Source organism: Sapientia aquatica, assembly GCF_004358105.1.
GTDB classification, from domain to species: domain Bacteria; phylum Pseudomonadota; class Gammaproteobacteria; order Burkholderiales; family Burkholderiaceae_D; genus Solimicrobium; species Solimicrobium aquaticum.
The window spans coordinates 57,941-70,590 of the sequence record NZ_SMYL01000010.1 but is presented as its reverse complement, the minus strand read 5'-3'; the positions used below and the strand labels follow the sequence as shown (position 1 = coordinate 70,590).

Here is a 12,650-nt window from a genome sequence, read left to right as displayed (position 1 = left end):
TTCACAACAGTTTCAAATTTTCACTTTTAGTGTTGATGCTTGCGATGAAGACTGAGCAAATTTTTAGTCTAGGCCAGCAATTTAAATGTGCAAGCTTTGCTGGTACATTTTGTAAAAAACGTCGATACTGCACCAGCACCTTGCCGTTTTGCCTAATCACGTAGTTCGCTTTTTATCATTCTGATGCTTGCTTATGCCGATTAATTATCTCGCCTTATTAACTTCACCACGTCGCACACCACGCGCCAATTTACATCTTGGTATGACGTTAGCATTTGTGGCGGGGGCGTTAAACGCCGGTGGCTTTTTGGCGATCGGGCAATACACCTCGCACATGTCGGGCATTGTGTCGTCTGCGGCAGACAATATTGTGTTGGGGCATTTTGCGCTAGCGTTTTCTTCGTTTTTGGCCTTGTGTGCGTTTTTGTGTGGCTCCGCTAGCACCGCGATTTTTGTGAACTATGCGCGGCGCAATGGCTTTACTTATATCTACACACCGACGTTGATTTTTGAAGCGGTGTTGTTGCTGTTCTTTGGTTTGGTTGGCAAAAAATTGCAGCAACATGAGTTAATTCAATTGTCTTTGATCGCGATTTTGCTGTGCTATGTCATGGGATTGCAAAACGCCTTAATCACCAAAATTTCAAACGCCGAAATCCGCACCACGCACGTCACCGGCATGGTGACCGACATCGGCATTGAATTAGGCAAATTATTGTATTGGAACCGCAGCGCCAGTCAGCTCGATCAAGCGGAAGTGAGCGCCAATCGGAATAAGCTCAAAATCTATGGCCTGTTGGTGATTTCTTTCTTTAGTGGTGGCTTAGTCGGTGCTTTAGGATTCAAGCATCTTGGCTTTATCGCCACGGTCCCGTTAGCGATTGCGCTAATTACTCTTTCGATTGCGCCAGCCTTTACCGAGCACGAATAATGTGTGCTGCTAGCACGCCACACAACCCAAATTTTGTTTGGTTATTGGGGCAATCGTCAGCGTGATATTTTCCCTTCAAGCAACCCCGCCGCTGTTCGTTAGATAGTCATTTTATTACCTTGCGGCACCATACAATTCCGCGTAATGTTGCACGCTTGCATAATTTAACAACTATAGGACAACCATGCGTCGCACCTTTATTTCTTCCACCATAGCAACTGTTTTTAGTCTGGCAAGCATCTCCTTCGCTCCGGCATTCGCTGCCGCACCAGAAGCGACTGCCGCGGTTCCACACGCTAACGTCACGACCCAATTGCCGCGTACCGTGCGCCCGACGCATTACACTATTTCGGTTATCCCAGACGCTAAGGCAGCGACTTTTTCTGGCAAGGTTCAGATTACTGTTGAGGTGGTAAAGCCAACTTCTAGCATCACTTTGAACGCCGCTGATTTGGTCTTTCAACGCGCAACATTGAACGCGGCTGGCAACAGCGTTGAAGCGGCAAAGATCGATGTTAATAACGAAGAACAAACCGCGACATTCCATTTCGCTAAACCGATTAGCAAAGGTAGCTACACCTTAGCCATCGATTACACCGGCATAATCGGCATCCAAGCCAACGGATTATTTTTAGTCGATTATCCAACCGCCAACGGCCAAAAACGTGCGATCTACACGCAGTTTGAAAACTCCGATGCGCGCCGCTTTATTCCTTCATGGGATGAGCCCAATTACAAAGCTACTTTTGATCTAGAGGTTACTGTACCGACCGACCAAATGGCGGTCAGCAATATGCCGATTACCAAGAAAACGGATTTAGGTAATGGCTTAAGCGTAGTCAATTTTGGCACTTCGCCAAAAATGTCGACCTATTTATTATTCTTCGGTGCGGGCGATTTTGAACGCGCCACCGTTGACGCCGATGGCACTGAAGTTGGTGTGATTACGCAACGTGGCTTGGTATCGCAAGCGGCTTTCCCGTTAGCCGAATCAAAGAAAATTCTACGAGAGTACAACGATTATTTTGGCGTGCGTTTCCCGCTGCCTAAGTTAGACAATATCGCCTCACCAGGCAGCAGCCAGTTCTTTGGCGCGATGGAAAACTGGGGAGCGATTTTCACTTTTGAACGCGACATTTTGCTCGATCCAGCCGTCGCAACTCAAGGCGATAAAGAGACTTCATTCATCGTCGCAGCGCACGAAATGGCCCACCAATGGTTCGGCGATTTAGTCACCATGCAATGGTGGGACGATCTGTGGCTCAACGAAGGTTTTGCCTCATGGATGGAAAACCGCGCCACCAACCGTTTGCATCCAGAATGGAATAGCGAATTGAGCGTGGTTGGCGTGCATCAATACGCGATGGAGCGCGATTCGGTCGCCAGCACTCACCCCGTGGTGCAGCACATCGAAACGGTCGAACAAGCTAGCCAAGCATTCGATGAAATTACCTACGGCAAAGGCGAATCCGTCATCCACATGTTGGAGAACTATGTCGGTGAAGTCGGCTGGCGCGATGGCGTGCGTTTGTACATGAAAGAACACGCTTACACCAACACCACCTCGAACGATTTCTGGAAAGCGATTGAGCAAGCCACTGGCAAGCCTATCCGCACGATTGCACACGACTTCACCTTGCAACCGGGTGTGCCAATGATTAATGTTGTGTCGTCGAGCTGCAAAGCAGGCAAAACAACGGTGGCATTGACCCAATCGGAATTCAAGCGCGATGCATCGACCAAGAAAGCATTAACTTGGCACGTACCAGTTACCGCACAACTCATCGGCACCAACACAGTTGCGACAACGTTGGTCACCGGCGGTAAAGGTTCGATCACTTTAGAAGGTTGCGGCCCAGTGGTGGTCAACGCCGGACAAGCTGGTTACTACCGCACGGTCTATCCACAAAAAATGTTTAAGGACGATTTGCTAGCCAACTTCACTAAGTTGGCTCCTATCGACCAATTAGGCTTGTTGTCCGATTCCTGGTCATTGGGCTTGTCTGGCCAAACGTCAATGTCCGATGTGTTGGCCTTGACCACCGAAGCCGCGAAGAGCAGCAACCCGCAAATCATGGCAAAAGTCACCAGTATTTTTGGTGGCATGCATCGCTTGTATAACGGCGACCCAGTGGGTCAAGCGCGTTTGGATAAAGTCGCTATTGCTGCCTTGTCACCGATGTTGGCTCAGATCGGCTGGACCGCAAAACCAGATGAGTTGTCGACAGCGACCAAATTGCGCGATCAGTTAATCGGCACCTTAGGCGAAGTCAACGATCCAGCAACCATTGACCAAGCACGACGCTACTTCGCCGCATCCGTCACGTCACCCGATGCAACGCCAGCGGCCTTGCGTAAAGTAGTTTCCTATGTCGTTGCCATCAATGCCGATAGCGCTACTTGGGATCAAATCCACACTTCGGCACAAAACGAAAAATCACCGCTGATCAAAGATCAGTTGTATGAATTGTTGGCGTCGGCTAAGGATAAAACGCTGGCGCAACGTGCGTTGGATTTAGCTTCCACCGATGAGCCGGGCGCCACCAACAGCGCTGGCATGATCGGCAGCGTTGCAAGTCGTCATCCTGATTTGGCTTTTGATTTCACGATTGCGCATTTAAAGCAATTGGAGAAATTCATCGATGGCAGCTCACGCAGTCGCTACATTCCGCGTATCGCAGGCAATTCGTCAGACGCCGCGATGATCGGTAAATTGGAAGCCTATACCAAGGCCAACATCTCACCAAAAGCACGTCGTGACTCAGAAACAGCGATTGCTAACATCAAGTTCAACGTCCAAGTACGCGCCAAACGTGTACCCGAGATCACAGCTTGGTTAGATAACGCCTTGGCGGGGTTTTCTGCTGCGAAGTAATGAGATTTTTGCGCTGAGCTGAAACAGCTAACTCAGCTACCCAAAGTAGATCCATCAAAACGGCTTACCTTCATCGGTAGGCCGTTTTTTTATCGAGCAGTGCAACTATTGACGACCAGATCACGGATAAATCCCTACCAACCCGCCACAAGGTCTATCATCTCGCTACGCGACTACCTCAACACTGATGCCATCACCGTTGGTAGCTCGTTCGTTTGAGGGGATCTACGATGAGTAAGAGTCAAGACAGTAAAAAGGCAGTAAAAAAGGAACCGGCTAAAACCATGAAGGAAAAAAAGGCCGATAAGAAATTGAAACAAGAAGAAAAGAAACGTCAACAATAAGCTTTGCGACCCAACGCCAGTTCGGATTCAACGTTGGGTTAGTTCAACTTCAGCATGCTCCAATTACCATGCTCAAGATTGTCGGTAAATCGTCGTCCATCAATGGGCGTAAAGTCCTGGGGACTTGTTCTGAAATCGGTCTGACCTACGGACTCGAACAAATAATCGCCCCAATTTAACCTCCATCCACGACGACGTAGCGCGACCTCAGATCGCGAGGGATTCTTACCTCACGTTCGTAATGGCCTTCCCTAATCACTTTAAGCGGCTTGGCATCCAAACCGTTGGCAATAGCTGCTACCAACGCGCCCTCAATCAGACTTCACAGGTGCACTCCACCGCGTTCCATTCACGCATTTCCAACAATTGATTCTGGCAGTCAGCTAGCAGCATTTCATTGCGGTACAGGGTTAATGTTACGAGCTAATGAAATGAATGTTAAACAGCCGTTTATTTGCAACATTAATCGTTAATTCTTAACCAAATACAACATTTTACTTGTTAAATATTTATTTAAATACATTTAAACAGCTAAAAATAAATGTTTAACAGTAATTTTTCGTTTACTATGCTACATTTCGTTACACGAAAAAATGGTGCGTTAATTGCGCCCATTTATAGCAAATTTGACAGTTATTTTTAGTAGGTTTTGGTCATATGAATTACTTCAACAACTCCTTCCGATTTACTTGGAAGCAATTTAGCGCTGATCTTTTATGGGCGTTTGATCTCTTGCGCTCAGGCCGCAAAGATGCGTCGGTAAAACGGGCCGTGCGCTTTGTGCTGCGCGGGTTGACTAGCGTGCGCTCAACCGCGTTATGGTTGAATTTTTTGCGCGAAAGTAATTTGTTGGCGACATCAGTCAGCGAAGCGACGTTTGTGGACCGAATCCATCGGCCATTTTTTGACAAGCGCTGCGGCACTGATACCCGCACTGACTATTTATGCAGCCATTTTTCGATTCTCGCCCAACTACTGGACGAGGAACAATTGCATAAAGTGATCAGCGGCGTGGGCATTACCTTGTCCACCTTGTTTGGCAAATCGGGCGAAATCGTTGAACTCAATTTGGTGCGCTTGCCGAGTTATGACCGCGAAGGCGGCGCGTCGATTGAATTGTGCGTTAATGGCCGCGCCCTGCTGTTAATGACTTTCACGCTGGTCTACCAGCACCAGCATTACGCCATCAAAATCGGCGGCATCCAAGCCAAAGAATATCCCGATGCGGATTCGCGCAGCTTAATGCGCGACACCACGCACGCGTTGTACGGCATTCAACCGCGCATTTTGATGATTGAAACACTGCGTCATTTAGCGAAGCAATTAGGTTGCGAGTCGATTGAATGCATACATGAGCAAAATCATATCTATCGCGCGCTGCGCTATCGCAATAAAAAAACCATTCATGCGCAATACAATGTGCTGTGGGAAATCGTTGGCGGCGCGCTCAATGCACAAGGCAACTTCAGCATTCCAAGCAGCGTGCCAGAAAAGCCGATCGAATCCAGACCATCTAAAAAGCGCAACGAATACCGCCACCGCGCCTTGTTAATCGAAGCCATTCGCACGCAAATGAACTTGGCGATTCAACCAGCCTTGGTCTTTCCGCAGGTGGACACCTACGTGCATGCCAATCCGAACAATCCCCTGTTTTCGCCCGTTGTCGCGAGCTTAGAAACAACCTGATTGTCCTTTGCCGGACATAAAAAAAGACTATCCGCGGATAGTCTTTTTTTTGCTCCAATACCGTGTTATTTCGCACCCTTCTCCGCCTGCGCTTTCAGCACCAAGGCATCCATCACCTGAAACGTGCCCTTAATCAATTCATTGTCTTTTAAACTTGGATTCGATTTGTTGAGCTGCGACAGGCTAGTTAAATAATGCCCATCAACAATCAAGGTAGGCGTGCTATCGACCTGATAATTACCCGCAATCCGAGCCAAGCTTTGCAATTTGCTGAGCACCGAAAACGAGTTATACGCGGCTAAGAATTTATCCTTATCGAGTCCGTTCTTTAAGGCCCAATTAAGATTATCGTCGTCGTTTAAGAGTTGATGATGTTCGACATGCCAAGTGTGCAGCACTTTGCTGTGCAGACTATCTTCCAACTGCATGGCATCCAAGGCTAAAAACAAATGGGCTTCGGCATCTTTGGGGCCATTATGCGGCACATGAATCCGCTTAAATTGGACATTGTCGCCTTGCTTTTTCACCCATTCCAACAACGCCGGTTCGATCATATTGCACGCTGGGCAGTGGTACATAAAAAACTCGATGACTTCGATCTTCTTGCCGGTGGACGACACGCTTTGCGGAGTGGCAATGCTCACATACTCCGCGCCATTAACTGGATTGGTGGGCGAAGCAAAAGCCAGATTGATGCTGAGTCCAACGGCGAGCGCGAAGTGTATAAAACGCATTGCAATTCCTTTAAGTGGCAATCAAATCCAAGACCCAAAATGGGTAAAAACTAGAGCAGAATAATTTCACATTATTTTCTTTAGTGCAAGATAGTTTGATTGACTTGCGCTTTGGAAATGTTATCTAATCGTAGGATTCAACAATCCGTCGCACGGCCTTACCCACATAACTAGTCGCCCTGCCAAAACGCCCAACCAAACATTGCGGCATACTAGTCGGCTAACTCATCCCATAAGGATATTCAACATGAAAATCGATTTCGTCTCCGATATAGCTTGCCCGTGGTGCGCGGTTGGACTTAACTCGCTAGAAATGGCATTAAAGAACATCGGCACCGACATTCCAACCGAGTTGCAATTCCACCCGTATGAACTCAATCCCACGATGGCCCCCGAGGGGGCAGACAGTGCGGAGTACCTACGCGCCAAATACGGCATGAGCGCCGAACAGCTAGCACAAGGTCGTGCCAATTTGCACGCACGCGGCGCAGCGGTTGGCTTTAACTTTGGTGAACGCACGCGCGTCTGGAACACCTTTGACGCGCATCGCTTGTTGTATTGGGCCGGTCTGCAATCGGCCGAGCAACAGCGTCAACTCAAACATGCTTTTCTGAAGGCGTACCACGGCGAAGGCCGTAATCCAGCCGATCAAAGCTTGATGCTCGACTTAGCCGTCGCCGCAGGCTTGGAGCGCGACCAAGCACAAGACGTCATCAGCAGCCAACGTTACGCCGATGAAGTGCGGGCCGAAGAACAATTTTGGCAGCAGGCGGGCATTCAATCGGTGCCATCTATCATCATCAACAACAAACATTTAATCACCGGCGGCCAAACGCCCGACGTGTTTGAACAAGTGTTACGTGACATCGCCGCACAAGCAACAGAGAAATCCACTCAGCAAGCAAGCTAATTCAAGCAATCGAGACACCCTTTTAAAACGACATTCATCCGAGGACAACAACATGAATAAAAGAGAAGTTGGAGCGCGTTTTTTATTATCAACATTATTGTTAGGTGGCGCGCTAACAAGCCATGTCGCGCAAGCGCAAGAGATTCCCGCGCCCATCAACAAGCCTTATCTGGCGCCCATCGATATCCAAGTCAACGCAACCAATTTGCGTCAAAAAATATTCGATATCCATGAACACATTCCGGTCAAAGCCGGCGCATTAACTTTGCTCTATCCGCAGTGGCTGCCCGGTGAACATGGGCCAAACGGCCCGTTAGTGCAACTCGCCAGTCTGCACATTTCGGCCAATCACAAGCCGATTGAATGGCAACGCGATGAAGTCAATATGTTTGCATTCCATCTCAACGTGCCCGCCAATACCGATTCGATTGATCTCGATTTCCAATTCCTCTCACCGGCTCAAGGCAATCTAGGTGCAATCGTGGTCACGCCAGAAATGTTGGCCGTGCATTGGGAAAAAATGCTGCTCTATCCGGCTGGATACTATTCCAGTGCCATCACATTTAAGCCTACGCTCACAATCCCTAAAGACTGGAAGTTTGCCTCGGCATTAGAAGTGGCATCCGCAACTGACAACACCATCCAATTCAAGCCCATCAACATGGTCGATTTTGTGGATTCGCCACTGTATGCCGGCAAATATTTAAATCGCTACGATCTGGATCCGGGCGCCAAAGTCGCGGTGCATTTCGACGTGTTTAGTGACGCGCCAGAAAACGGCATTGCCAAGCCAGAGCAAATTGAGATGCATCGCTCGCTCTTGCAACAAGCGTATAAATTATTTGGCTCGCACCATTTTGATCACTACGATTTCTTGGTCGCTGCAAGTGACAATTTTGGCTTCGATGGCTTAGAGCATCATCAATCGGGCGAAAACTTGGTCAAGCCAAGTTACTTCCAAGAGTGGAATAAAAATTTGCCGTTACGCGGCTACTTGATTCCCCATGAATTTACTCATTCATGGGATGGCAAATTCCGTCGCCCAGCTGGGCAATTAACGCCCAACTACAATCTACCGATGAAAAATTCACTGCTCTGGGTGTATGAAGGCCAGACCGAATACTGGGGCTTTATTCTCGCCGCCCGTTCCGGTTTGCTGACCCAAGAACAAGTGCGTGATTCCATCGCCATGGTCGCCGCCGATCTCGATGCCAACACCTCGCGCACATGGCGTCCCTTGCAAGACACCACGAACGATCCGATCATCAACAATCGTCGTCCCTTAGGCTGGCGCCATTGGCAGCGCGCCGAAGATTATTACGATGAAGGTCAACTGATTTGGCTCGATGTCGATACCAAAATCCGCGAATTGTCAGGAGAAAAACGCTCATTGAATGATTTTGCCAAAGCATTTTTTGGCGTAAAAGATGGCAGCCACGTCGCGCTTCCGTATGACTTTAACGAAGTTGCCAGCACACTCAACGCCATCCAAGCTTACGATTGGGATAAATTCTTGCACGAGCGGCTAAACAGTCACGGCCCTGGCGCTCCCTTGGATGGATTAGCCCGCTCCGGGTGGAAATTGACTTTTACCGACACGCCAACCGCCTATTACAAAGCAAACGAAGCTGAAAACAATGTTGCCGACTTCTGGTACTCGCTTGGCTTCCACATCCACGACGGCAAAATCGGCGAAATCGCGTGGAATAGCCCCGCATTCAAATTAGGCTTGAGCGCCAACACAACCGTATTAGCCGTGAATGGACATCAATATAAAGACGAGCTACTGAAAAAAGCGATTAGCGAAGCTAAAACCAGCAAAGCACCGATTGAACTGTTAATCAAAACTGACGATGTGTACGAAACCGTTAAATTTGATTATCACGAAGGCTTAAAGTATCCGCGTCTGGAGCGGATTGAAGGAACACCGGATCGACTCACATCGATTTTGACGGCGTTGTAATTCATTGTTTCGTGCATCGGTTAGTTGCGTTATTGGCGGACAAAAACGGCCGCCCAGCTCAACCTACTGCTCATAAAAAAATTGCGTCTTAGCTGAAACAAATCAGCTAAGACGCAAACCGAGAACATAGTCTCCCCACATCAACTTCTCAAACTAATGATCCCTTCCAACTAGCCATATCAACATACTCGGCTAGCTCAGGAATTAGATCAATTCACGCTTTTTCAAATCTTCCAACGTTGCATCGAGGCAGAAACGAATCAACCCTACCATTTCATCAATTTGCTCAACCGTGGTCACCAACGGCGGCGCGATAATCATGCGATCACCCACCGCACGCATAATCATCCCGTTACCAAACATGTGACCGCGGCAAATCATGCCGACTTCTAAACTGGAATCAAACGCTTCGCATTCGTGCAAGGTCGGGCCTTTTTTCTTGACCAAATTTAAACCAGCCACAAAGCCGCAGGTTTCGGCAATACTGACCAGAGGATGATCATTTAACTCACCAAATTTCTTCGCTAAGTACGGGCCGGTTTCGTTATGAACTTTTTCAATCAGTTTTTCTTCCTGAATGATGCGTATATTTTCTAACGCCGCTGCAGCCGCGACCGGATGGCCGGAATAGGTAAAGCCGTGATTAAAGTCACCGCCATGCTCAATCAACACATCGGCCACGCGATCACCAACCAGCACACCACCCATCGGGATATAGCCGGACGTCACGCCTTTGGCGAAGGTAATCAAATCCGGTTTAATCCCGAAATAATCCGAGCCGAACCACGTGCCCAAGCGACCAAAGCCGCAAATGACTTCGTCAGCCACCAACAAAATGCCGTACTTATCGCAGATACGTTGGATTTCTGGCCAGTAGGTCGATGGTGGAATAATCACGCCGCCTGCGCCTTGCACTGGTTCCGCGATAAAGGCGGCAACACGTTCCGCACCGACTTCAAGAATTTTTTGCTCTAACCAACCTGCGGCAACTAAACCGAATTCCTCAGGCGTTTTACCTTTGCCACCTTCAACATAATACGGTTGGCCAATGTGAACGATGTTTGGAATGGTTACGCCGATTTGCTGATCGTGCATACCGGACATGCCGCCCAAGGATGCGCCGGCAATGGTGCTGCCGTGATAAGCGTTTTCACGACTGATGATGATATTGCGCTCTTTGGCGCCTTTCAAATCCCAGTAACGGCGAATCAAGCGCAAGTTGGTGTCGTTACCTTCAGAACCCGACCCAGCAAAAAACACATGATTGAAATGCGCTGGCGAAATCTCTACCAACTTAGCCGCCAGTTGCACGGCTGGCACATTGGTCGTTTGGAAAAAACTGTTGTAGTAAGGAAGTTCTTGCATCTGCGCGTGCACCGCATCGGCAATCGTGGTGCGACCATAACCGACATTCATGCACCACAAGCCCGACATCCCATCGAGCAAACGTTTGCCTTCCGAATCCCAAATATAAATCCCCTGCCCCTTCACAATCACCCGTGCGCCAACTTGTCCGAGCGACTTGGTGTCAGTGAATGCGTGCATATAATGCTTAGCGTCGAGCGCTTGGATCGCTTTGGTATCGACTTTTTTGTGCGCATCTGCTGGACGTGCTGCGGGAGCAACGATGGCGACTGGATCAGTTTTGTTGGAGTACATGATCACCCTTTCAATAGCTACGTTTAGTATCGCGTCGTCACTTTAAACCGAGCTTGGCATACAAGGAGGAGCGAAGTGAGAGCGCAACTAAGTGCGCTAAACACTTGGAGAAATTTCTTCTGCTGTGTTTAGCGCTTCATGGATTGCTTGACTTACGTGATGAGCTTAAACGTGCAACAGCAGATGTTCACGTTCCCACGGGCTGATGACTTGCATAAATTCAGCGTGTTCCAACTCTTTAATGGCGGAATAAACGTCGATAAAACGGTCGCCCAAAACATAGCGCAGACGGGTTTCTTTACGCAGACCTTCTAAGGCTTCGGACAAGCTTTGTGGCAATTGATAATCCAAATCGTAAGCACTATCAATCGTCATTGGCGTTGGTTCGAGTTTTTCGATCATCCCCAAGTAACCGCAAGCCAATGTTACCGCTAACGCTAAGTAAGGATTTGCATCAGCGCCCACCACACGGTTTTCAATACGACGATCTTGCGGGCCGGATTCAGGCACGCGGAAACCAACCGTACGATTATCTTTACCCCATTGAATATTAATTGGAGCGGCAGTATGACGCACGATACGACGATACGAGTTCACATAGGGCGCAACAATTGCCATCGCGGCAGGCATGTACCGCTGCAAACCACCAACGTAATGCATAAACGCATCGGCAGCAGTTCCGTCTGGATTACTGAAAATATTTAAGCCCGATTTGGTATCGACCACGCTTTGGTGAATGTGCATCGCCGAACCGGGTTCGCCCGTCATTGGCTTAGCCATGAAGGTGGCATACATGTCGTGCTTCAATGCCGCTTCGCGCAAAGTGCGTTTAAAGAAGAACACTTTGTCCGCCAAACCCATAGGTTCGCCGTGCAAGAAGTTAATCTCCATCTGACCAGCGCCGATTTCGTGAATCAAGGTATCGACGTCTAACTGCATCAAATCGCAGTAGTCGTAGATATCTTCAAACAGGGGATCGAATTCGTTCACCGCATCAATACTGTAAATTTGGCGGCTAGTCTCAGCGCGTCCGCTGCGGCCAACCGGCGGGCGCAATGGCAAATCTGGATCGATGTTTTTGGCGGTTAAATAGAATTCCAATTCTGGCGCCACGATTGGAGTCCAACCTTTTTCGGCGTACAAACTCAACACGCGACGCAATACGGAGCGCGGTGCGAAATCGACTAAAGAACCATCCGAAAAATAACAATCATGAATAACTTGCGCAGTCGGATCAGCCGCCCATGGCACCATCGTGATGGTGTTCGGGTCAGCGCGCAAAATCATATCGCGGTCGGTGGCAGAAATAGCGCGCTCGTAAGCAGCGTTGTCCGTTGGGTAGTTTCCAGTCACTGTCATACCCAGCACAGCTTCTGGCATGCGCATACCGCGATCTTCGGTGAATTTAGTACGAGGCATAATTTTGCCGCGCGCTACACCGGTCAAATCGGGAACCAGGCATTCAATTTCAGTGACTCGTTTTTCATTGAGCCACTGATCCATATCGTTGTATGAAAAATTTTGGCGTAAAGACATGATTTTCTCTCT

The 12,650-nt window shown here is 48.7% G+C and carries 8 protein-coding genes; 5 read left to right on the top strand and 3 right to left on the bottom strand.

What is annotated here, in order from left to right:
* Positions 1 to 193 precede the first annotated feature (193 nt).
* From E2I14_RS15760 to E2I14_RS15745, 3 genes are all read left to right on the top strand, one after another.
* Positions 194 to 931, top strand: a complete 738-nt coding sequence (locus tag E2I14_RS15760; RefSeq protein WP_133330279.1) for a YoaK family protein — start codon at positions 194 to 196, stop codon at positions 929 to 931.
* A 184-nt stretch (positions 932 to 1,115) separates the two neighbouring features.
* Complete coding sequence (locus E2I14_RS15755) at positions 1,116 to 3,806, top strand: M1 family metallopeptidase (protein ID WP_133330277.1); 2,691 nt, start codon at positions 1,116 to 1,118, stop codon at positions 3,804 to 3,806.
* Between the two features lie 1,001 nt (positions 3,807 to 4,807).
* Positions 4,808 to 5,836, top strand: a complete 1,029-nt coding sequence (locus tag E2I14_RS15745; RefSeq protein WP_133330275.1) for a VirK/YbjX family protein — start codon at positions 4,808 to 4,810, stop codon at positions 5,834 to 5,836.
* 65 nt (positions 5,837 to 5,901) lie between these two features.
* Here the strand turns inward: E2I14_RS15745 and E2I14_RS15740 are convergent, their stop codons facing one another.
* Positions 5,902 to 6,570: a thiol:disulfide interchange protein DsbA/DsbL gene (locus tag E2I14_RS15740; RefSeq protein WP_133330273.1), complete on the bottom strand. Its 669-nt coding sequence runs from the start codon at positions 6,568 to 6,570 to the stop codon at positions 5,902 to 5,904.
* Between the two features lie 247 nt (positions 6,571 to 6,817).
* Between E2I14_RS15740 and E2I14_RS15735 the strand changes: the two genes are divergently transcribed.
* Both E2I14_RS15735 and E2I14_RS15730 read left to right on the top strand, forming a co-directional pair.
* Positions 6,818 to 7,480: a DsbA family oxidoreductase gene (locus tag E2I14_RS15735; protein ID WP_133330271.1), complete on the top strand. Its 663-nt coding sequence runs from the start codon at positions 6,818 to 6,820 to the stop codon at positions 7,478 to 7,480.
* Positions 7,481 to 7,532: 52 nt separating this feature from the next.
* Positions 7,533 to 9,443: a M61 family metallopeptidase gene (locus E2I14_RS15730; RefSeq protein WP_133330270.1), complete on the top strand. Its 1,911-nt coding sequence runs from the start codon at positions 7,533 to 7,535 to the stop codon at positions 9,441 to 9,443.
* Between the two features lie 204 nt (positions 9,444 to 9,647).
* Here E2I14_RS15730 and E2I14_RS15725 read toward each other — a convergent pair whose 3' ends face one another.
* Positions 9,648 to 11,102: an aspartate aminotransferase family protein gene (locus E2I14_RS15725; protein ID WP_133330269.1), complete on the bottom strand. Its 1,455-nt coding sequence runs from the start codon at positions 11,100 to 11,102 to the stop codon at positions 9,648 to 9,650.
* 165 nt (positions 11,103 to 11,267) lie between these two features.
* Positions 11,268 to 12,638, bottom strand: coding sequence for a glutamine synthetase family protein (locus E2I14_RS15720; RefSeq protein ID WP_133330268.1), 1,371 nt, complete (start codon positions 12,636 to 12,638; stop codon positions 11,268 to 11,270).
* Positions 12,639 to 12,650: the final 12 nt, after the last annotated feature.

Coding starts and splice junctions, on each gene's coding strand:
- E2I14_RS15760 (WP_133330279.1), top strand. CDS start 194: ATGCCGATTAATTATCTCGCCTTATTAACTTCACCACGTCGCACACCA.
- E2I14_RS15755 (WP_133330277.1), top strand. CDS start 1,116: ATGCGTCGCACCTTTATTTCTTCCACCATAGCAACTGTTTTTAGTCTG.
- E2I14_RS15745 (WP_133330275.1), top strand. CDS start 4,808: ATGAATTACTTCAACAACTCCTTCCGATTTACTTGGAAGCAATTTAGC.
- E2I14_RS15740 (WP_133330273.1), bottom strand. CDS start 6,570: ATGCGTTTTATACACTTCGCGCTCGCCGTTGGACTCAGCATCAATCTG.
- E2I14_RS15735 (WP_133330271.1), top strand. CDS start 6,818: ATGAAAATCGATTTCGTCTCCGATATAGCTTGCCCGTGGTGCGCGGTT.
- E2I14_RS15730 (WP_133330270.1), top strand. CDS start 7,533: ATGAATAAAAGAGAAGTTGGAGCGCGTTTTTTATTATCAACATTATTG.
- E2I14_RS15725 (WP_133330269.1), bottom strand. CDS start 11,102: ATGTACTCCAACAAAACTGATCCAGTCGCCATCGTTGCTCCCGCAGCA.
- E2I14_RS15720 (WP_133330268.1), bottom strand. CDS start 12,638: ATGTCTTTACGCCAAAATTTTTCATACAACGATATGGATCAGTGGCTC.